This is a genomic window from Microbulbifer mixtoriginis (SeqCode) (assembly GCF_052467705.1).
This window is the reverse complement of sequence record NZ_CP174322.1, coordinates 2,167,528-2,188,758: the sequence shown is the minus strand read 5'-3', so window position 1 is coordinate 2,188,758 and position 21,231 is coordinate 2,167,528. Positions and strand designations below refer to the sequence as shown.

The window sequence follows — 21,231 nt, the reverse complement described above, 5'->3', positions numbered from 1 at the left end:
AAAAAGGCTCCACATCTACGCAGTCTATTGCGTCTAAAGACACAAGAAGGATGATGATTTTGCAACCACTTCACTTTGATGTGCTAATTATTGGAGCCGGGCTTTCCGGTATCGGAGCCGCCTGCCACCTGCGCCGCGAATGCCCCTCCAAGAAAATTGCCATCCTAGAGCGTCGCTCTCAAATCGGAGGCACCTGGGATTTATTCCGCTACCCAGGTATTCGTTCGGATTCAGATATGTTCACCTTTGGCTTTGACTTCCGCCCATGGCCGGGACTGAAAGTACTGGCTGATGGACCCTCTATCCGCCAATACCTCATTGATACTGCAGACGAGTATGCAGTTAGTAGAGATATTCACTTTAATGTCGACCTCCTCAGCGCCAACTGGGATAGCCAAAAAGAACTATGGATTCTGCAGGGAAGCAATACTCAGAGCGGCAAACCCTGTTACTACAGCTGCAAGTTTTTAATCTCATGTACCGGGTATTACGATCACTCCCAGGGATATCTCCCAAAAATTCCTGGTGCCGAACAGTTTCAGGGTGACTACATCCACCCCCAGCACTGGCCGGAAGAACTGGATTACCAAAACAAAAAAATTGTTGTGATTGGCAGTGGTGCCACCGCTATTACCCTGGTACCCGCCCTGGCTGATCAAGCCAAGCATGTCACCATGTTACAGCGCTCTCCTAGTTATGTTATTTCCGTACCCGCGTTCGATAAACTCTCGGCACTGTTACTAAAGTTTCTACCAAAATCCTGGGTGTTTAATTTTGCGCGCTGGCGAAATATAAAAATACAACGCTGGCTCTTTAAGGCTTCTAAACGCTGGCCACATTTTATGCGCAAACTGTTCCTGCGGGGGGTTCGCAAAAGCCTACCCAACGACTTTGATATGCGTCACTTCACACCGAGCTACAGCCCCTGGGATCAACGTATTTGCGCAGTGCCCGATGATGATTTCTTTGCAGCAATAAAATCAGACAAAGCCTCAGTAGAAACCGGGGAGATAAAGGCCATTGACAAACAGGGTATCGAGTTGGAATCAGGGCAACAGATCGAGGCGGATATCATTATTACAGCTACCGGATTAAATATCCAAGTGCTCGGAGGCATGCAGCTGAGTATTGATGGCAAGAAAGTACCCATCAGTGAGAAGCTCACTTATAAAGCTGTGCTCTTGGAAGGTGTCCCCAATATGTCTTGGGTGTTTGGGTATACTAATGCCCCCTGGACCCTAAAAGCAGATATCTCTGCCCGCTACATCTGCCGTTTAATCAATTATATGGATGAACATCAGTATGAGATTTGTTTGGCGGAAGATAACGAGGCCTGCGCTGAAAACAACTCTGTGATGAGTAGCCTGAGTTCCGGTTATGTCAGAAGAGGAAATCATGCACTTCCCCGCCAGGGTAATAAATATCCGTGGCGCCTTCTGAATAATTACGAACAAGATTACAAAATTTTACTACAGGAGCCTATTAAGGATGCTTATCTTACCTTTCAATCAAAAAAGGCTTCCGCAAACTTAGAAAAAGAAACAGCTAACACTGGCATAACAGAAGATATGGCCACCCATTAAACAAGAGAGGATCGTTAAGCGATGCCCCAGTATTATGTGGAGTAGCAAGGTTTTTAGTGAAGCTAATAAACGAAGGTTTATACAAAATTCAAGAATGAAAACTTAGTCGTCCATTACTTTATTGTAGCCATAACTATCTGTCCCATATACTTGAAAATTGGGTACGTCTGGAAGCTTGTATTCAACTAACCCTTCTGCCGTTGAATACACATCAACTCCTGATGGAGCCACCCTAACATGATTTGGTGTACAGCGAGCCACAACAGAAAACCGTGAATCATCATTACTGGTGTTTGGGTATGAAGCGTGCATATTCAAGGAGGAAAAAATCAGGCATTCACCAGCCTTCATATGGAGGTCGACAACTTTAAACTTATCAAAGTAGTCCTCACCTAACAGCTCAACTGCTGTACGAAAAAGTAGAGTGCTCTTAACAAAAATAGTTCCATAGAGTGCTATCTTGAGCAACGCATATAAATGAGAAATAGAAAATGGCAGCAATGACAAGTAAAAGATTTGATTGTCCTGAACATAACTATAGAGATAATCCATCCGAGCGTCGCCCATTGACCCTGGCAATATACGCAAACAACCATTTTTCTCCGTGCAGTCTGTAAGCGCCACCCAGGCGTTCAACTGGATAACAGCTGGGTCCATCTTCTGGCTTGGCTGTAACTTGGCATACTTCCCTGTCTCTCGGAAAGTAGCATTTTGATGCCATATCGTCCCCCTTGCACCAGGGAACTTATGAAACATTTGGCTCCGCCAACACATAACTTCATCACCCAACAAGCTAGCTAGGCGCTCTGTTATTTGCGGCCTGCGAAATAGTGCTCTTAGTGACTTTATTCTCAATGCCTGATAAAGCCCGGCCACCTCTATCGACCACTGACCGTGCCTTTCAGCAATGTCTTTAACTTTTTCGCTCATGTAATTTTTCCCATGAAAATCACATGAAAACTCGTCCAGTAGTTCACCCCTAAGTTGCTCTGCCTCACTTTTAGAAATAACCTGAAACGGAGGCAGATAACCATTCTTCTCAAAAAAGTCTAAATCTTTTTCATTGAGAAAGCAGCCCCCCTCCTTTGGCCTATCCAGCTTATCTCGAGAAATAGTTACAGTCAGGTTTTTAAGTGAATCCAGATCATCAAGCAATCGTTTTTTCTTTTTCCCTTGCCATGGCAGAACAAATACTTTATGAAGCATTACCAGTGCCACCATCGCCCATACCCGCAGGGATTGCAGACTTGTTATTTCAAACCCACCAGCAACCTCCTCTATAGAGCCAAATCCTTTAAGCATTTCCGCCAAAGTGCCCTTTTTCATAAGCATTCCGACTTATAGTTACCAACGAAAATGAAACCCCATAATTTCTAATATTAGCCAGAGAAAAATGGTTAAGGCTGTTCCGCTGGAGTATTTATATTCATTGGTTCTGGAGTAACCAGATTCCACCAAAAATCAAATTTATCCATAAGGGAAAGCAATACCTTTAATTGCCCCACATCCCCATCAATTTTCACCGCACCTTCATTCAGTTTTTCCTGTATAGAGGATGCGCCCAGGATAATATCGTTGAGATCATTGCGATTAATAGTAACGAAGCTTTGGGGCTTTTCTATTGGGGGGCCGTAGTTGAGCACAGCATTCTCAAGCACAAGAGAGTATGCTTCTTGTATGTCCGGCAAACTAATATTAATAGCAATCTGCTTCCCGGTGGCCTTGGGCCCATTTAATCGAATTCCCAGATAATCAAAAATAAGCACCGTAGGCATACTGCGGATGGTATCGGCACTGGCAGTTAATGGCACTGGCAATCGCTCTATACCATCACGCAATTCCCTGGCACCACTTAAAAAAAAGTTCCTCCAGGTACCATTCTCTTGTTGGTAACCCATCTGTTCCAGCGCATTCGCCAGCAGGTCACGGGCAGCACGGTTGTTGGGTTCAGCGGAAACCAGCTTGTCCAGCACCTCCGCCACCCAACGGTATTCTCCAGCCTCATAATCTTTCTTGGCTTGCTTTATGAGATTGGCCGCCCCCCCCATATATTGAACGTATTTTTTTCCCGCCGCCGTGGGTGGCATTGGATAGAGCCGCGCTGGATTTCCATCGAAGAACCCAAGGTAATAATTCCAGACCGCTCGGGTATCGTGATTGACACTGCCATAATATCCACGATTGGCCCAGTATTGGGAAAGCTCTGGGGGTAGCTGCATTAACTCGGCAGTCTGGACCATGTTATAGCCATGATTGGCCAATCGCAGGGTCTGGTCATTGAGGTACTTATACAGGTCGCGCTGCTTTTTCAAATGGTTGACGACCTTCTCCGGCCCCCAGGTGGGCCAGTGGTGTGGAGCAAAGAGGACTTCCGCCTGCCCCCCCCAACGCTGAAGTGTCTCATTGAGATAGCGGGACCAGGCTCGGGCATTGCGCACCTTGGCGCCGCGCAGGGTGTAAAGGTTGTGCAGTGTGTGAGTGGCATTCTCCGCAGCAGTAAGCGCCTTTAATTCGGGAATATAAAAGTGCATTTCTGCTGGGGCCTCGGAGCCCGGTGCCATCAAAAACTCAAACGTGAGGCCATCAATTTTTCTTGTTTCACCAGTTTTACTGATCGTATCGGTAGGCTCAATCAGAGTGACCGTACCTGTGGACGTTTCCAGCCCCAAGCCCGATCCCAGAGTACCCATTGGGCCTTTGGGTATAAGGTTGCCATACATAAAACTGGCACGGCGCGCCATATGATTACCGGCAAACACATTTTCACTGACCGCCTCAATTAAAAAATCTTTGGGTGCGATCACTTTCACCCTGCCAGATTTTACTTCCTCTTCATTAACAACCCCACGCACACCGCCGTAATGATCGACATGGCTGTGAGTATAAATTACTGCCACTATCGGTTTATGCCCCCGATGCTCACGATATAAATCCAACCCGGCTTTTGCGGTTTCCGTAGAGATTAAGGGGTCCATAACAATGACCCCAGTATCCCCCTCAATAAAAGTGATATTGGAGAGGTCCGCACTGCGCACCTGGTAAATTCGCGGTATCACTTCATAGAGACCGCCCTGAGAGATTAACTGAAGCTGGCGCCAGAGACTGGGGTTAGCTGTGGCAGGGGCTTGTTGGTCATTGGCGAATTGGAAGACCTGCAGGTTCCATACCTGATCACCTTTTTCATTTTTGATAATACCGTCATTCAAAAGTGGGGCAATAAATCCCCTTTTTACATTGGCAAAATCCTCTCGATTGGCAAAGGGCAACTCTTTCAGTACCGCCTGATTTGCTTTTTTTGTAATTACGCTGGCAGGCTTTGGCTCGTACGCCAACAGTAAACTGGGAATGAATAACAAAAAAAATAAGATCAGAGCGCCATTTCTAGCAATAGCACCTCGGTTTTTTTTCATTTTTCTCACCCGATATTAAATTGCGCCAAACCCTGTAGTGGATCTGCCGATTAGTAAAAAATAATGGTTGAGAGCAAAGTGGAAGAAGAGGCTCTTCTGTAGAGAATAGGAAGGATTATAGGCTGGCAGAGGAAGGTCGTTAGTCACTAGCCCCGCTATGAAGAGCGGGGCCAGCCAGGGTGTCCTGGCTGGGACACTATAAGGTGCGGCTCCAGGGGCACTGGGCAAGTCGGAAATAGTCCACCTCCCCAGGGCCACAAGTCACTGGCTACATAAATCCATCAACGCACATCGAGTAGATGCCGGGCGATAATCAGGCGTTGTATTTCGCTGGTTCCCTCGTAAATAGTGGTAATGCGTACATCGCGGCTCATACGCTCCAGCGGATACTCGCGGGTATAACCCACCCCACCGTGAATTTGTAGGGCCAGGTAGCAGGCTTCATTGGCTTTTTCACTGGCAAACAGCTTGCCCATAGAGGCCGCAGGGCCGAATGCCTGACCGGCATCTTTTTGCCATGCGGCTTGTAACAACAGCAAACGAGCACCTTCCAACTCGGTATATTTATCAGCCAGTTGCCACTGCAAACCCTGGAATTGCGCCAACTTCTTGCCGAATTGCTCGCGCTCGTGCATATAACTGCGAGCGCAGTCCAATGCCTCAAGACCGATGCCCAGCGCTAGTGAGCCGATACCAATGCGCCCACCGGCCAACTCGCCGGCGGCAATGCGGAAACCGCGGTTCTCTGCACCCAACAGATTGGCGGCGGGGATTCTGCAATTGTCGAAGGAGACTTCATTGGTGACAGATGCCTTCTGCCCCATCTTCTCCTCGGCCTTACCGATAATCAGACCCGGTGTGCCAGCCTCCACCAGGAAGCAACTAATGCCTTTGCCTTTGGCCGCCTCGGGATCGGTTACTGCCCAAACTACAAAAATGCCAGCGAACTCAGCACTGCTGATAAACAGTTTGCTGCCACTGAGCACATATTCGTCACCGTCTTTCACGGCGCGGGTGCGCATGGCTGCGGCATCGGAACCTGACCCCGGCTCTGTCAGGCAAAAAGAACCCGCGGCATATTCACCGCTGCAAATCTTGGGTAAATACTTTTGTCGCTGCTCTTCATTGCCGACGGCCTGGATGACCTCGGCCACCATATTGGTAACAGAAGTGGTCGTAGCCGTGGAACTGCAGCCGCGGGCGAGCTCGGTAATCGCCAGGCTGAAAGCTATGGTGCCGGCACCGGTGCCACCGTAGTTGGGATCGATATTGATCCCCATAAAACCCAGTTCAGCCAAGGCTTTCAGCTTGGCCAGCATCAACTCGCGGTTACCGGTTTTATCGAGCTCTGCGGCGATGGGCTTCAGTTCGCTCTCGGCAAACTGACGCGCCGCATCCTGAATCATCTGCTGCTCTTCGCTCAGTGAAAAATCCATACAGTACCTACTTTATCGTTATCGCGGTTGGATGGGCGGCACAGGGCACCGCTCACTCATAATGTTGAGGATAATAAAATCCTGGCAGACATTGGTTGCCAATTCGCCATTTTCCCCTGGGAAATCTGCAATCAATAGAAAGGTTTGCGGTGCTGGGAAGTGTTTAGGTGTGTAGCCCTGTTCGAGCTTATCCCGGAAAGATACCTAAGAGTGCTCTCTCCCCCACCGTCTCGGCAACCTTGTTTGTTTATTATCTGCCAAGTGGTGAGCGTTTCGGCCATCCTTGACCGTTCAAACGCAGGCCTAGCGCCTGGTAGTTTTACCTTTAGGCTCTGGATCAGGTACCGCCACAGCAGTATCTGTTTTTACTTCCTCCATCACCACATAGGTGTGGGTTTCCCGTACACCCGGTACCGAGGCCAGCTTCTCACCGAGAAAACGGCGGTAACCCAGCATATCCTTAATGCGAATCTTCACAAGATAATCAAAGCCGCCGGCCACCATATGACATTCCTGCACTTCCTCAAGGCCTGCCACATGCTGGTTAAAGGCCTCCAGGGCCTCGGTAGCGGTGTTATTCAACGTCACCTGGATGTATACCACCAAGCCGGCATGAACCTTGAGAGGGTCCAGCAACGCCACATAATCACGGATAAAGCCCTCTCGCTCGAGGCGCTTGACCCGCTCCAGGCAGGGGGTGGGACTGAGGTTCACACGGCGCGCCAACTCTACGTTTGGCAGGCGGCCGTGCCGTTGAAGAATCCGCAGTATTTGGCGATCGATACGATCCAGATCTTCCAACTGTCGAGACATTACAAAATACCCTACTGGCAATCACGCATTTAGGCGTGATATTTAACCACAACCGTCGCCAAAATGGCGATTAATTCTAAGCACTTTCGCACATAATCCGGTCTTTTATTCTGACCCTAGATATAGAGCTTGGGAGACGATATGTCGACAAACTTCGCCGGAGATCTCCAGAATGCCCGAGAGCGGGCACACGAGTATTTGCACGCCGACGAAAACCAATGTGTTAGCGAGCTCCTGGCCGCCCCCCGCCCCAGTGACGCCCTGCGCAAGAAAATTCTGAACACCTCGCGCGAGCTGGTGCGCCACTCGCGCCAGCAGCGCAGCAAGCGCGGCACACTTGATGCCTTCCTGCAGCAGTTCGGCCTTTCCAATAAAGAAGGCGTGGCACTGATGTGCTTAGCGGAATCCCTCCTCAGGGTTCCCGATGCTGATACTGCCGACAAACTGATTGCCGAGAAAGTGCATTCCGGCAACTGGTCCAGCCATCGTGGCCAGTCAGATTCTCTGTTCGTGAACGCATCTACCTGGGGGCTGATGCTCACCGGCAGCGTGGTCGAGCTGGACCCGGATATCACCGAGCGCCCCTCTCATTGGATGAAGCGCCTGATCAGCCGCATCGGCGAACCCATGGTGCGCACTTCTATGATGCAGGCCATGAAAATTATGGGCGGCCAATATGTATTGGGCCGCACCATCGAAGAAGCCCTGAAGCGCGGCCCCAAGGAAAACCTGCCCGGCACCCGCTTCTCCTTCGATATGCTCGGCGAAGGTGCGCGCACCATGGCCGACGCCCAGCGCTATTACGACGCCTATATGATGGCCATCGAAGCTATCGGCAAAGACAATAGTAAGCGCGATGTTGTCGAGGCCAACGGCATCTCTATCAAACTCTCCGCCCTGCACCCCCGCTACAGCGTATTGCAGCGCGAGCGTGTAATGGGCGAACTGCTGCCGCAGGTAAAGCGCCTGTGTGTGGCCGCCGCCAAATACGATATGGGCCTGAATATCGATGCGGAAGAGGCCGAGCGCCTGGATATTTCCCTGGATATTTTTGAAGCTCTGGCCCGCGACCCGGAACTGAAAGATTGGCAGGGCCTCGGCTTTGTTTTGCAGGCCTACCAGAAGCGTGCCCCCCATGTGGCCGACTGGTTGATCGCCCTGGGCCGCGACACCGGCCGCAAGCTGATGGTGCGCCTGGTTAAAGGCGCTTACTGGGATAGCGAAATCAAGCACGCCCAACAAATGGGCTTGAGCGATTACCCGGTGTACACGCGCAAATGCCACACCGACTTGTCCTACCAAGTGTGTGCAAAAAAACTGCTGGACGCGGAAGAAGCGATTTACCCGCAGTTCGCCACCCACAACGCCTATACCGTGGGCCTGATTTTGGAAATGGCCGGCGAGCGCACCAATTTTGAATTCCAACGCCTGCACGGCATGGGTCACCTGCTCTACGCACAGATCGAAGCCGTACACGGCAAGCGTGTACCCGTGCGGGTTTACGCCCCCGTGGGTGCCCACCGCGACCTGCTGCCCTACCTGGTGCGTCGCCTGTTGGAGAACGGCGCCAACAGCTCCTTTGTGAACCGCTTTATGGATGAAGACACACCCATTGAAGCACTGGTGCAGGATACCCTCGATTTAAGCGAAGCCTGCAACCCACTCCGCCACCCGCAAATTCCTGTACCGGAGAATATTTATATGGGCGCAGAGGCCCTGCCACGGAAAAATTCACACGGCATCGAACTGACCGACCCACTCGCAGTAGAACCCCTGCTGGAAGAGGTACAAAAACAACAGGGCAAGCACTTCCTCGGTGGCCCTATTGTTGATGGCGTAATGGGCAAGTCTGAAGAGCCGGTTTACAACCCAGCCAGCGGCGAAGTAATCGGCCATACCGCCAATACCGACAAACATTTAATTGAGCTAGCCTACGCCTCCGCCACCGAAGCGCAGATCGACTGGGACCGACAGGGTGGCAACAGCCGCGCTGAGATTCTCGATCGTATCGCCGACTTCTATGAGAAGAAAACCAACGAACTGGCAGCCATTATCTGCCTGGAAGCGGGCCGAACTCTCAACGACGGCATTAGTGAAGTGCGCGAAGCGGTAGACTTCTGCCGCTATTACGCCAATGCCGCGCGCCAACACTTTGCTGAGCCCACCGAGCTGCCCGGCCCTACCGGTGAAAAGAACCAACTGTTCCTTGGCGGCCGCGGCGTATTTGTGGCCATTAGCCCCTGGAACTTCCCCCTGGCCATCTTTACCGGCCAAGTGGTTGCCGCCCTCGCCGCCGGTAATGCCGTACTGGCCAAGCCCGCCGAGCAAACCCCAATCATCGCCGCGCACGCCGTGCGTATCATGCTCGACGCCGGCGTTCCCCCCAAGGTACTGCACCTGATTACCGGTACCGGCGCCGCCGTGGGTAAACTGCTGATCGAAGATCCGCGCCTGGGCGGCGTAGCCTTTACCGGCTCCACCGAAACTGCGCGCCTGATCAACCAACAGTTGGCCGCTAAAGAGGGCCCGATCGTGCCGCTGATCGCCGAAACCGGCGGCCAGAATGTCATGGTCGTAGACTCCACTGCCCTGCCCGAGCAAGTAGTAGACGATGTAATTCAATCCGCCTTCCTGAGTGCCGGCCAACGCTGCTCCGCCCTGCGTATTCTGTGTGTGCAGGACGTGATTGCAGATAACCTGCTCAATATGCTCAAAGGCGCTTGTGAAGAATTGACCCTTGGCGACCCCAGTAAACTGGAAACCGATATCGGCCCAGTAATCGACGAAAAAGCCCTGGGCTTGCTGGAAGCTCATCGCGAGCGTATGGCCAAAGAAGCCAAACCGCTATTCGCCTTCGATAAAAACAAGAAGCCCAAAACAGGCACCTTCTTCGGCCCGCAAGTGGTAGAAATTGAAGATTTCTCCCTGCTCAAGCGCGAAGTCTTCGGCCCCTTCCTGCACGTAGTGCGCTTTAAAGCCGAAGAACTGGAAGACGTGATCCGCCGTATCAACGCCACCGGCTACGGCCTCACTTTCGGCCTGCACTCCCGCATCGAAGGCCGCGCCGACGCGGTATTCAAGCGTGTGAACGTGGGCAACTGCTACGTAAACCGCGATATGGTAGGCGCAGTGGTAGGTGTAAACCCCTTCGGCGGCCAAGGCCTCTCCGGCACCGGCTTCAAAGCCGGCGGCCCCCACTACCTGTTCCGCTTTGCCACCGAGAAAACCAAAACCATCAATACCGTTGCCACTGGTGGTAATACGCAACTGTTTAGCTTGGGGCAGTAAGCCTTCAGAGCTGAGAGAGCGGGCAAAGCCCGCTCTTTTTACTTCAAAATCACAATCACCTACCACCCCCTCCCCACCTCACAGCCCACCCTATTTAGCCAAACCCACAAATGTCACTGTTAAATGGCAATAATGCTTAAAACAATGTAGCTACGGCGCTGTTCGCTCGATTATCCTAAAATCAAAAGCCACGAAATAACAAGGTAACTATGCAGCTTCTTATATCCACATTTTGACGTTCGTACTAATTATGTCTTAAAGACTGAATTTTCTGGTTTTTTTCGCTAGGCCGGTAGCTTATGGTGTTGGGATATATGAATGGGGATATAATACAGCTGCTTTTGAATACACTGTTATGAATCAAAAAGGTGAATTTATGGATGAAGTTAACGGCGCAATGGAGAGTGTAAAGGTTGGTTTGTCATTACTCTCAGATGCCATTGGACTTGCCAAAAAAACTAAAGATGCTCTGCCTAATTCGAAAGATAAAGATCTAATTGATAAGGGGCTTAACGAAGCTGAAAAAGCATCGAAATTGGCAGAAGCTCAGATTGCTCAAGCTTTGGGATATAACCTCTGCAAGTGTACATTTCCTCCTCAAATAATGTTGTCAGCAGGTTACAAAGAAAATATAGAAGATTTTCGTTGCCCAAAATGCTCTAAAAGTTCTATTGCTCCAAAGAAAGTAGTTTCCAGACCTCAGACTATCAAGCCTATGGGCCCAAGGTAGAAACTCATAACAAGTGACTATGGTCCTTTGTCAAGTATTTAAGCCATTTTTTCATCCCAGTAAGTGTTGTTTTTTACCATCGTATTTAGAATGGTAAGTTGCTTCCTCATACATGCGATAAGGGCTACTTTCTTTGGTTTACCAGCAGCGACCAGGCGCTCATACATTGGCTTTAATTTAGGGTGGCATTGTATTGCCGACATCATAGAAACAAACAAAACCGTGCGTACACGATGTCGCCCACCTCGAATATAGCGCTTACCCTGGAAGCTGCCGCTATCACGATTCATCGGGGCGATACCCACAAGTGCCGCAATCTCTTTGCGGTTCAACTTGCCCAGCTCAGGAAGTTCGCTCATTAGCGTGTAAGCCAGTACATTGCCGACTCCTTTAGCGCTTAATAAGAGATCGCGTTTTTGTCGCCACTCGGCAACACTATTAACAAGTTTATCAAGTTGCTTATCGACTCCTTCTAGCTCTTTCTTGATGGCTTTTAAGATAGCCTGAATGGGCCTGTGAACAGACTTGGGCATTCTCTTGAGGCGATTCTTTTGCATTGTGCTCATCTCTAAGCACTGGTTCCTGACCGTCAGCAAATCACTAATATTTCTTAGTTTTTCTGGTTTGATTGATGACAATCTTGGCTTCATAGCTTCACCAAAATGTGCGATATCAATTGCATCCAGCTTATCTGTTTTGGCAAGCCGTCCCGCTGACTTTGCAAAGTTTCTTACTTGCGCAGGATTGCAAACAACTATCGGCAGTCCCGCTTTATGAGCAGCACAAACGAATTCTAATTCTAGTCTTCCTGTGGACTCAATTAATACTCTTTGCGGTTTAAGCGGTTGTAGTTGTTTAATGGCGTCTTTAATACCCTCTTTGTTATTGCTAACACTAAAGAACTGGCCAGTAGGTCTCACATAAATATCGAGTTGTTTACTGCTGGTATCGACACCGACATTGATCTCTTGAGGTTCCATAAGATAAGCTATCTCCGCCTTGCTATTCGGGCTCGAGGCCCACATGACTATTCGAGTTATGCCTAGTGAGTGTCTGTCACGTTCATACTTGTTAACGGTCTTTATGAACCGGCGCAGCAACGAACTGTGACAAACAAGGCCTTCGGTGGCCGCCGAAGGTGGGTCTCAATTTACCCGTTAGCGAAAAGGATTTTCAACATCAGAATCGGACAAGAACAACCATACAAGCACATCAACTTCGCTCCAGCCACTACGTGGCTTCCGCCGAACAGCCCACGCTTTGCACGGTCTGCCGGTTATGCGGGGCGTTATATGTATGGAAGCATCTCATGAAATTTAAAGGTTATTTTTTCATATTGATTCTGGTTGTCTCTGGCTGCACCACCTACCAGTTAGAACCCGTAGTGAAGCAAGCAACCAATGAATCTCCCATAAAAATACACTCTTATTCAATTAGTATCAGTGAAAATACAAAAGTATGGACTAGGAATGATATTCTTGAAAAAACCAAAGAATCCCTAAATACTAGCGTTAGGCTAGACTTCGTCCCAGTACACACAGCCCAAGCTAAGAGCAATTACCACCTTGATATAGATATCAAATATTGGCACGGAGGTGCAGGTGGCGATTCTTTTATTAGTGCGCTGAGCTTAGGCCTCATCCCAACTTGGGGAGAAAATAAAGACCTCTTCATATATAAATTTGACCTATATAAAAACGGAGAGCTCCATCATTCTAATACCTATTCAGTTAATGAAAAACATTATAGTCATATACTCCTACTACCTTTTACAATCATAGATTTAGTGTCGCCCAATAAACCACTTGAATACTATGTAGAGACCCTACATGCTAATAAAAACATATAACAAGACGTTCAAAATGGACACAAAAAGCCTTGCGGCTTTTCAGTCCATTTAGCTTGGCGTTATATTTAAGACTCACCCAAGCTTAGTAGACACCCCGTATAGTTAGGTTTAGGCCTAACACGGAGGAGTTCCGCAGAGAGGCAGTTAAGTGAGCAGAAAAAGCTGGAGCAATAACAGCTTCTGTGGCACGAGAGTTAGGCGTCAGCGCACAGCAGATCTACAACTGGCGTCGTCAATTTAATTGACTGTCTGATAAGCAGTTCAATAGTTCAGACGGCATCGACTATTCCAAACAGGAAAGCGCTGAAGTTCGCAAGCTCAAAAAGGAACTGCATGAAGCTCGTCCGGAGGTTGTATTTCTAAAAAGGCAGCTGCGTACTTTGCGAACCACCAAGAGTAAAGTACACACTGATACAAGAGCATGTAGGGTCAATTCCGGTTAGCTTGATGTGTCGACATTTAAAAGTCTCCAGATTGGGTTACTATCGATGGCGAGGGCGGTTGCCACATCCTCGCACGATTAGAAAGATGCGAACAATCGAGAAAACCCGAGAGACATTTGCTAAGTTTAAAGGTTGCTTGGAGACAACTCTGCAGCAGCAGAACTTCTTAAAGTCAAAGAAGCAGGTGCAGCAAAGGCGATAGGTCGCAAAGTAGCTGGATTCGATCAAGATATAAGGGACAAAGAACGCTTTGATATTGTTGTTCGTGTGAATTTCTGCAAATTCAAGAATAATGATAAGCTCAAGGAATTCCCTCTGAATACAGGCGATAAAATTCTTGTTGAGGCGAGTCCAGTAGATAAGATCTGGGGGATAGGTCTGGCAGAAGACGATGATAGATGCCAGAACCCTAATGAATGGAGAGGATTAAACCTCCTTGGTTTTGCGTTGATGGTTATTCGTAATCAGCTTAGAGGTAATGGTACATAGCAAAGTAATGATGTTCACACCGCTGCTTTGGGGTTGGGATTCAAACGTGGAGCAGCTCCGCCATTTTCGCACAGCCTTTATGCTTTATGCCTTCTTTCTTAGTGTTATTTGTCCAAAATTAATTTTAGAGGATATATTATGATAAAGCTTTCTGTCAGTATTGATGTTTCTAACCTTAAACAAGCTGAAAATTTTTATATTGAAGCTCTTGGCTGTAAAAAACTAAGAGATCAAGGTAGTATGTCTGTAATTTCTGTTGAAAATTGTGATATTTATCTGCAAGAGAAAGAAGCGGGATCAATTTCAGCTCCCACGGAGTCAGCCAAACGAAATTATTCTCGTCATTGGACCCCCATCCATATTGACTTTCTAACAGAGAACGTAGATGAAATAGTTGATCGAGTTCTTAAGCTAGGCGGGAAGCATGAAGGCGGTGAAAGTGGTGAATGGGGTTCTATTGCGTATTGTTCAGACCCTTTTGGTAATGGGTTCTGTGTAATTAATGAGTAAAACATATAACAGGGACTTTGAAAATCACTCTACTACGCTGCACAGAATGCTTGAAACTATCTCTTATTGAGTAGAGATCTATCATTTAGTTGAGGTAGGCGAAAATACCGAAAATACTGAGCGAAAAAGTATTATTGAATACTCAACAGAGTTCAAAGTTAGAGCAGTAGCTTTCACTAATCAACTGAAAGTAGAAACGACCACTATCACCAATATCATTGGCCTGCATACAGTATGATGTTTAGATGGCCACAGGAGAGTAGAGAAAGCAAGGTGGTCGAGAAGCTCAGTTGTAGAATAAGTAGGACGATAACAATGAAATTTTAATCTTAGACTGATGGTAAAGAAATAAAGCGCCTAATAAAGCAGATTAAGAAGTCACATAAGGATAATAATTTCCTTAAAAAGCGGGAAGCGCACCTGAAAGATAAAAAACTAAAAGATTTGTATTCGCTGTTTATAATCGGGGGGGGGGACTTTGGTGTCAGGAACTTGTGTAGAAATTTGAATATTAAACATCAAGTTTTTTATAAGTGGCTTAACAGTGATGTGTGTACTCGACATATAGAAAATAGACAAATTCTAAGATGTATAGAGGCTATCTATAGCCAGCGTAAAGTATCCACAAATAGCACGTTACTAAGACCGCCCCTTGACAATTAGCCTCTAACGGCTGAGACAACAGTATGGGGCATACTTCATCATAGTTACTGTATGCTACTGATTGTTAGCACAGTATCAAATCATATATAAGCCTAAAATTTTATGGCCATAAATTTAGCCACCCTACTCTAGTAAATAGTAGATGATATGATTCCAACTATCCTCCAAAGAGCCTGTCAGTGCTGTACCATCCTACATATTGTATCGTCCAGGACGTAAGCCCTAAAGCTAAGAAACCCATCGAACTACCAAAGATACGGTAATAGGCGACAAGAAATACGAGCTTAATATCCCAGATAACCGACGAGCTGCCCATAAAGTAATAGATATTCACACCATATTTGCACAACAAAGGTCGCAGAGAATGGAATGGTCTGAATAGCTCAATATGCAAAGGCCTATCTATAGGAGTCTCAAGAAGGTCAAGGTCACCGACACCAAACAAAGGAATATTTGGACTCAATTAGTCTCACATATAAAAAATTCAAATATAGCTGCTGTCTCTTTGGAAGATCATACTCGCTCTCAGTCTATACCAATTTCAATCGAGACATTTTCACTACAATTATTCCGGAATTCGCGCGGTGATTGTCCAGTCCATTTTTTGAAGCTTCGAGAGAAGCTACTAGTATCACAGAAACCTAGTTTATAGGCAATTAAAGTGATAGGAAGCTCATGTTGTTTAAGGTATTGAACCGCTTGATATTTACGTATTTTATCCAGAATGATCTGATAACTGGAATTTTTTTCTTTGAGTTTTCTATGTAGGCTACGACAACTAATAGCAAGTTCCCTGGCCACTGCCTCTTGTGAAAAATCTCCTGAGGGCATCAGGTCAATAAGCACTCTATTAGTCATACTGACTATGTCACTCTTCCGCAATCGCTCTAAATAACTTATCAGGGCCTGTTCATTAATGCTAACTAACTCATTGTTTCCTGAAGAGAGCTTCCGGTCAACAAACTCTTGCTTAAATCTAATCTCACAAGCATTAGCCGAAAAATTGATTGGACACCTATACATCCGTTGATGGTATTTAAGAACGGAAGGTCTCGGTCTCCGTAGATTAATAGATATTAAGTGTTGATGGACATCTGGGCATATCTTCCCAATGGACTTTATTAGCAATGCCATAAAGGCATCTATAGCATGAATACTTGGCTCATAAATAAAGTCATCGACTTTTTTCCAAGATACTATAACTTGCTTCTTTTCATCATGTATATTAATTCTCATTGCGGTGGTGACCACCTCTGAAAATCGTGCTGACCTCAATAAACTTTCTCTAATGGAGCTACTCGACAAGTGAGCATAACTTAGAGCGTGAAGATTTGTATGTTTGACGTACTTAGTAACTTGCAATCCAATACAATCATCACCTGAGATAGCTTCGGCGAATTCCCATAGTTTTTTCATATTATCTAGAGGTATTCTTTGATTTGCATCCTCAATACATTTTGGGTCAATTTCTGCAAACCGTAGGATTTCTTGGGCAGAACAATATGGTTTCAAGGTCTCAATAATGGGTAATACCCAGGTTGCAATGGTCGTGTGTCCATACTCAGCCATTTACACATATGTCCTAATTAGTCAAGAGATTGGCCTTATCGGCAAAGAAACCTATAAGCCAATCGATTAGCATCCACTGACTCATTTCCTTGCCTGTCAAGATTATCCTAACAATCTTGGCGTGTTAAGTGAGTCTATGCTTTAAAAAAGCTAAACAACTATAACGATTAAAAACATGAAAAATCTTATAAAAAAAGTTGTGTATCTTACCGGGCTGGCAGTAGTCACTGTGCATCATGTTGCTATTGCCAATGAGCCGACTCAGCTTTTTTGGGGAGATATGCACCTTCATACCTCATACTCATTTGATGCCTTCTTAAGCCAAAATTATTCGGCAACCCCGGATACCGCTTACCGCTGGGCAAAGGGGCAACCGGTCATTCACCCTTATACCCATGCAAAAGTACGTATCGATACACCTCTGGATTTTCTAGTGGTATCGGATCATGCTGAAGGATTGGGTGTTATGAGGGCAGTGGTTAATGAAACAGATGAGCTCGATAGCGAAATGTCCTTTTATCAGTCGATGATGCGCTGGTTTGCCAAGCAGCATATTCGCTATAAGGTATCGATCAATGAGGGTATGGATATTTTCAATGAGCTGCTGCCAGCTAAAGCACTAGACTCGGAAGCCTACCTTGACCCTGTCCAGGATCCAGCTAACCAGCCCCCGGAACCAGTGCTTGGAGATTTGAATAAAACCCGGACAAACGCCTGGAACGATATAATCGACGCCGCAGAGCGTCACAATAACCCAGGTACCTTCACCAGCTTTATAGGCTGGGAATGGAGTTCAACACCAACCGGGGCTAATTTACACCGGGTCGTGGTGTCCCCGGATGGTGCAGAAAAGGCTAAGCAGTATCTTCCTTTTGGGTCTGACCAGAGCCAATATCCAGAGGATTTATGGTACTGGTTGGATGAGACTTCTCAACGAACTGGCAGTGAATTTATTGCCATTCCTCATAACTCCAATGTTTCCAAAGGCTACATGTTCGCAGAAACCACACTGCGCGGTGAGCCAATTGATACACAGTATGCGCGCACACGTATGCGCTGGGAGCCCTTAGTCGAAATAACACAAATTAAGGGGGATTCAGAAACCCATTCAAAACTTTCACCGCGAGATCCCTTCGCCGATTTCGAAAATTATCCATTTTACTTACAAGCTGATCCAGAGGCTTACCGTATTGCTAAAGGTGACTTCATTAGATCCGCCTTGCGTACTGGCCTGGAGATACAGGATAAAATTGGTGCAAACCCTTATAAGTTGGGTTTTATAGGGTCCACGGATTCACATACTGGTATGTCTACTGCAGAGGAGAACAATTTCTGGGGTAAATTTGCCCATGATTCCATACCAACTAGCAAGCGTACCAACACTGTCATTGGCGGGACCAAGGCTACTGGCTGGAATATGTCTGCTTCTGGACTCGCTGCCGCTTGGGCAGAAGAAAATACAAGAGAGAGCCTTTTCGCTGCGTTTAAACGCCGTGAAGTGTATGCCACTACCGGACCTAGAATACAGGTACGTGTCTTTGCCGGCTGGAACTTCCCTAAGCACGCCATCGATGCTGAAAATATCGCCGAATTGGGATACATCCATGGCGTACCTATGGGAGGAGATTTGACCAAACCACAAGAAGCTAACAAACCAATTCAGCTGCTCATACGTGCGGTTAAAGATCCCAAAGGAGCAAATCTGGATAGAATCCAAGTTGTTAAATCCTGGTTAGATACGACAGGAAAAAGCCATGAAAAAATATTCAATGTTGCTTGGTCTGGGGAACGTACTCTTAACAACCAAGGGAAATTAGATTCCGTAGGTGATACAGTAAATCGAGAAACAGGACAATATACCAATAAGATTGGTTCTATTGAATTATCCACTTTATGGCAAGACCCAGATTTTGATGTAAATGCACGCGCTTTTTACTATGTTCGAGTATTGCAGATCCCTACTCCACGCCATTCACTCTACGATGCCGTAGCCTCAAAAGAAGTTAATGATGGAAGTATTCAGATACCACCTGAAGGGCCCGCGGTTCTCCAGGAGCGTGCTTACACTTCTCCTATCTGGTATACCCCCTAATATCTTTAATAAACCCGATAACTAAAGAAGCCTGATGGTTAATTTCGTTAATCCATTCTGATGAAGAATAGAAACTCTCTATAAATATCAATGGAGGACATTAAATGCAGTGGAAGTTTGAAGAACTAAGAAAAGAACCCCTGCTACACTTTTTCATTGTCGCATTAATACTATTCATCGCTGCAGAATTTCCAAACAAAGATAATAGATTCAATCAAGAATACACCCTACTTATAAACGAAGACAAGATAATTGAGCACCTCCAATTTCAGAAAAAAACATTCAACCAAACATTTGCTAGACGTTATTGGCAAAGCCTAACTCAAACTGAAAAATTCAACTTGATTGATGATTATATTAGGGAAGAAATACTTTATCGAGAAGCGATCAATCTAGGTTTACAGGAGCATGATCAAATTATACGAAGACGACTTATTCAAAAGCTGGACTACGTAACTGGAGGCTTTTCTAGTAAGATAAGTATTACTGATGAAGATTTGAAAAATTACTTTCAACTTAATCAAGAAAAATATCGCATCGAAGCATCAATTACTTTCACCCATGTTTTCTTTGATGCGAGGCATTACTCTAAAGAAAATTTAAAGGAGACCGCCAAGCAGACTTTGGATCAACTTTTAAAACAATCAATCCCTTTTGAAAAATCTTCCCTCTATGGGGATAGGTTTCTTTTCCATCGAAACTATGTAGAACGAACTTCTCAACTAGTAGCTAGCCATCTCGGAAATACTTTGGCGCAGAATGTTTTCCGCCTGCCCTTAAACACCTGGTCTGGCCCGCTTGAGTCCCCCTATGGTCTACACCTGATATTGGTTAGCGATCACAAAAAAAGTCGCCTACCCAGCCTTAGCGAGGCCTACCCCTTAGTTCTAGAGGATTATCGACGAGAAAAATTGGAAATGAATAAAAAAATGAAATTTAAAGAATTGCTGGCTGAGTATAGAGTTGAGTGGGACAACTCCTTACCTTATGTGCCTATGGACACAACCTATGCTAAATAGAAGTCTCTACAAGACCATTACAACCATTATAATTTCTTTATTAGTTACAATCTTTAATAATCTAAGTTTTGCGCATGATGGAAGACCGCTTTACATTGAATTAAAAGAGATCTCGGAAAGCAGATACATCCTTCGCTGGAAAACACCGCCAGTTATGCAGCCTGGTACTGAGCCTGAAGTAAGCTTGACAGGAAATTTTTGCCAAAGGCACTCAACTACATTAGATTTTTCTGGGCGCCATGTTAAGAGCTATCTATGTCAAGCCCCCCACCTGCAAGATTTTAAAGGAGCAGAGAACACCCTTAAATTAAAAATCTCATACCCAATTGCTAACCCTGCCTTATCAAGCTTAATTCAATATAAAAAACTTAAGGGTGATACAATCAACATCTTTAATGGCCCAAAGATCTTAGTAATAGACTTGCCTTATAAATTAACCATTTGGGAGTGCGTTAAACAGTATATCGAAGCTGGATTTCTACATATACTAGAGGGCTATGATCACTTGCTTTTTGTATTATGTTTAGTATTTATTGCCCAAGGTCTTAAGAGTATTTTAGTCGCTATTAGTGGATTTACATTAGGACACTCCCTCACATTGGGGCTCGCAAGTTTAAATCTATTCTCCATTAGAATTGATGTTGTAGAAGTTTTGATTCCATTAAGCATTATGTTTCTAGCCGCAGAAATTGTATACGCCATTGAGCGAGGTAATAAAAACACTTTGACCTGGCGTTATCCTGCTATTGTAGCTGGTGGATTTGGGTTGTTACATGGGTTTGGGTTTGCCAGCGCATTAACAGAATTAGGCCTTCCACAAAGTCAGAAAATCATCGCTTTATTTAGCTTTAATATAGGTGTAGAGCTTGGGCAAATACTCTTTGTTTTAGTCTTGATTGTTTCAATTTTCCTGATCAAGTGGACCTTTTCAAGATGGAGCGTTTCATTTGTTTATAAATATACCTTGGCGCCGTCAAGCTACATTATTTATCCAGTTGGAGTAGTTAGTGCATATTGGTCAATCGACAGAGCTCTGGGTTTGATTTACTAAGTTAAGTAAACTGTTAACTTTAGGTTAAACCGATATTAATCCAATAAAGCATTTCGAACCCTGAAAGATCCAAAAGGATCAGCTATATCGTATTATTTGTACTATCGCTATGAAAAGAATGCTGCGCTTGCAGTGCTGCAACTCAATGAAACATCGTTCAAATCATACCCTGCACGGGTATCAGACCGACATATGATAAGATTCATAAGGTGCCAAACTTTCCATATCTGGTACATTCCACTTTATCATTGCCTCATAAAGAGACTAACTAAAACATCAGTACAGA

General features: G+C 46.0%; 16 protein-coding genes. 10 read left to right on the top strand and 6 right to left on the bottom strand.

Translation table 11 applies throughout. The features are described 5' to 3' along the window. The first annotated feature begins 53 nt into the window (after positions 1–53). Positions 54–1,583 (top strand): flavin-containing monooxygenase, encoded by a 1,530-nt coding sequence (locus ACJJIB_RS09820; protein ID WP_444888925.1) that lies wholly within the window; start codon positions 54–56, stop codon positions 1,581–1,583. A 102-nt stretch (positions 1,584–1,685) separates the two neighbouring features. Here the strand turns inward: ACJJIB_RS09820 and ACJJIB_RS09815 are convergent, their stop codons facing one another. The 4 genes from ACJJIB_RS09815 to ACJJIB_RS09800 form a co-directional block, all read right to left on the bottom strand. Next, on the bottom strand, positions 1,686–2,909 hold the full coding sequence (locus tag ACJJIB_RS09815; protein ID WP_444888729.1) for a phytanoyl-CoA dioxygenase family protein: 1,224 nt from the start codon (positions 2,907–2,909) through the stop codon (positions 1,686–1,688). 71 nt (positions 2,910–2,980) lie between these two features. Beyond that, positions 2,981–4,993: an alkyl/aryl-sulfatase gene (locus ACJJIB_RS09810; protein WP_444888728.1), complete on the bottom strand. Its 2,013-nt coding sequence runs from the start codon at positions 4,991–4,993 to the stop codon at positions 2,981–2,983. Positions 4,994–5,274: 281 nt separating this feature from the next. Next, complete coding sequence (locus ACJJIB_RS09805; RefSeq protein WP_252085529.1) at positions 5,275–6,429, bottom strand: acyl-CoA dehydrogenase family protein; 1,155 nt, start codon at positions 6,427–6,429, stop codon at positions 5,275–5,277. Between the two features lie 303 nt (positions 6,430–6,732). Continuing rightward, positions 6,733–7,242, bottom strand: a complete 510-nt coding sequence (locus tag ACJJIB_RS09800) for an Lrp/AsnC ligand binding domain-containing protein (RefSeq protein WP_252085528.1) — start codon at positions 7,240–7,242, stop codon at positions 6,733–6,735. 141 nt (positions 7,243–7,383) lie between these two features. Between ACJJIB_RS09800 and putA the strand changes: the two genes are divergently transcribed. Continuing rightward, positions 7,384–10,530, top strand: coding sequence for a bifunctional proline dehydrogenase/L-glutamate gamma-semialdehyde dehydrogenase PutA (putA, locus tag ACJJIB_RS09795; RefSeq protein ID WP_444888727.1), 3,147 nt, complete (start codon positions 7,384–7,386; stop codon positions 10,528–10,530). A gap of 376 nt (positions 10,531–10,906) precedes the next feature. Further along, entirely contained in the window at positions 10,907–11,260 is a 354-nt protein-coding gene (locus tag ACJJIB_RS09790) for a hypothetical protein (protein ID WP_444888726.1), read from the top strand. Between the two features lie 38 nt (positions 11,261–11,298). Here ACJJIB_RS09790 and ACJJIB_RS09785 read toward each other — a convergent pair whose 3' ends face one another. Further along, the gene (locus ACJJIB_RS09785) at positions 11,299–12,240 is read right to left on the bottom strand and encodes an IS110 family RNA-guided transposase (protein WP_444886394.1); all 942 of its coding nucleotides are present in this window, start codon (positions 12,238–12,240) and stop codon (positions 11,299–11,301) included. A 329-nt stretch (positions 12,241–12,569) separates the two neighbouring features. Here ACJJIB_RS09785 and ACJJIB_RS09780 point away from each other — a divergent pair, with 329 nt between their 5' ends. The 4 genes from ACJJIB_RS09780 to ACJJIB_RS09765 all read left to right on the top strand — a co-directional run bounded on the left by ACJJIB_RS09780 (position 12,570) and on the right by ACJJIB_RS09765 (position 14,551). Continuing rightward, positions 12,570–13,109 (top strand): hypothetical protein, encoded by a 540-nt coding sequence (locus ACJJIB_RS09780; protein WP_444888725.1) that lies wholly within the window; start codon positions 12,570–12,572, stop codon positions 13,107–13,109. A gap of 182 nt (positions 13,110–13,291) precedes the next feature. Next, positions 13,292–13,354, top strand: coding sequence for a transposase (locus ACJJIB_RS09775; protein WP_444888924.1), 63 nt, complete (start codon positions 13,292–13,294; stop codon positions 13,352–13,354). A gap of 330 nt (positions 13,355–13,684) precedes the next feature. Next, a complete protein-coding gene (ybiA, locus tag ACJJIB_RS09770; protein WP_444888724.1) occupies positions 13,685–14,041 on the top strand; it encodes a riboflavin biosynthesis intermediates N-glycosidase in 357 nt (118 codons plus the stop codon). Between the two features lie 138 nt (positions 14,042–14,179). Then, the gene (locus ACJJIB_RS09765) at positions 14,180–14,551 is read left to right on the top strand and encodes a VOC family protein (RefSeq protein WP_444888723.1); all 372 of its coding nucleotides are present in this window, start codon (positions 14,180–14,182) and stop codon (positions 14,549–14,551) included. Between the two features lie 1,188 nt (positions 14,552–15,739). On the opposite strand, the gene ACJJIB_RS09760 is transcribed toward ACJJIB_RS09765, so the two are convergent. Beyond that, positions 15,740–16,783: an AraC family transcriptional regulator gene (locus ACJJIB_RS09760; protein ID WP_444888722.1), complete on the bottom strand. Its 1,044-nt coding sequence runs from the start codon at positions 16,781–16,783 to the stop codon at positions 15,740–15,742. 175 nt (positions 16,784–16,958) lie between these two features. Between ACJJIB_RS09760 and ACJJIB_RS09755 the strand changes: the two genes are divergently transcribed. The 3 genes from ACJJIB_RS09755 to ACJJIB_RS09745 all read left to right on the top strand — a co-directional run bounded on the left by ACJJIB_RS09755 (position 16,959) and on the right by ACJJIB_RS09745 (position 20,945). After that, positions 16,959–18,875, top strand: a complete 1,917-nt coding sequence (locus ACJJIB_RS09755) for a DUF3604 domain-containing protein (protein WP_444888721.1) — start codon at positions 16,959–16,961, stop codon at positions 18,873–18,875. A gap of 104 nt (positions 18,876–18,979) precedes the next feature. Next, complete coding sequence (locus ACJJIB_RS09750) at positions 18,980–19,894, top strand: peptidylprolyl isomerase (protein WP_444888720.1); 915 nt, start codon at positions 18,980–18,982, stop codon at positions 19,892–19,894. Then, entirely contained in the window at positions 19,884–20,945 is a 1,062-nt protein-coding gene (locus ACJJIB_RS09745; RefSeq protein ID WP_444888719.1) for a HupE/UreJ family protein, read from the top strand. Before ACJJIB_RS09750 ends, ACJJIB_RS09745 begins: the two co-directional genes overlap by 11 nt. Positions 20,946–21,231 lie beyond the last annotated feature (286 nt).

Bases quoted from the DNA above. Each gene is read 5' to 3' on its own strand.
- ACJJIB_RS09820 (WP_444888925.1), top strand. From the start codon at position 54: ATGATTTTGCAACCACTTCACTTTGATGTGCTAATTATTGGAGCCGGG.
- ACJJIB_RS09815 (WP_444888729.1), bottom strand. From the start codon at position 2,909: ATGAAAAAGGGCACTTTGGCGGAAATGCTTAAAGGATTTGGCTCTATA.
- ACJJIB_RS09810 (WP_444888728.1), bottom strand. From the start codon at position 4,993: ATGAAAAAAAACCGAGGTGCTATTGCTAGAAATGGCGCTCTGATCTTA.
- ACJJIB_RS09805 (WP_252085529.1), bottom strand. From the start codon at position 6,429: ATGGATTTTTCACTGAGCGAAGAGCAGCAGATGATTCAGGATGCGGCG.
- ACJJIB_RS09800 (WP_252085528.1), bottom strand. From the start codon at position 7,242: ATGTCTCGACAGTTGGAAGATCTGGATCGTATCGATCGCCAAATACTG.
- putA (WP_444888727.1), top strand. From the start codon at position 7,384: ATGTCGACAAACTTCGCCGGAGATCTCCAGAATGCCCGAGAGCGGGCA.
- ACJJIB_RS09790 (WP_444888726.1), top strand. From the start codon at position 10,907: ATGGATGAAGTTAACGGCGCAATGGAGAGTGTAAAGGTTGGTTTGTCA.
- ACJJIB_RS09785 (WP_444886394.1), bottom strand. From the start codon at position 12,240: ATGGAACCTCAAGAGATCAATGTCGGTGTCGATACCAGCAGTAAACAA.
- ACJJIB_RS09780 (WP_444888725.1), top strand. From the start codon at position 12,570: ATGAAATTTAAAGGTTATTTTTTCATATTGATTCTGGTTGTCTCTGGC.
- ACJJIB_RS09765 (WP_444888723.1), top strand. From the start codon at position 14,180: ATGATAAAGCTTTCTGTCAGTATTGATGTTTCTAACCTTAAACAAGCT.
- ACJJIB_RS09760 (WP_444888722.1), bottom strand. From the start codon at position 16,783: ATGGCTGAGTATGGACACACGACCATTGCAACCTGGGTATTACCCATT.
- ACJJIB_RS09755 (WP_444888721.1), top strand. From the start codon at position 16,959: ATGAAAAATCTTATAAAAAAAGTTGTGTATCTTACCGGGCTGGCAGTA.
- ACJJIB_RS09750 (WP_444888720.1), top strand. From the start codon at position 18,980: ATGCAGTGGAAGTTTGAAGAACTAAGAAAAGAACCCCTGCTACACTTT.
- ACJJIB_RS09745 (WP_444888719.1), top strand. From the start codon at position 19,884: ATGCTAAATAGAAGTCTCTACAAGACCATTACAACCATTATAATTTCT.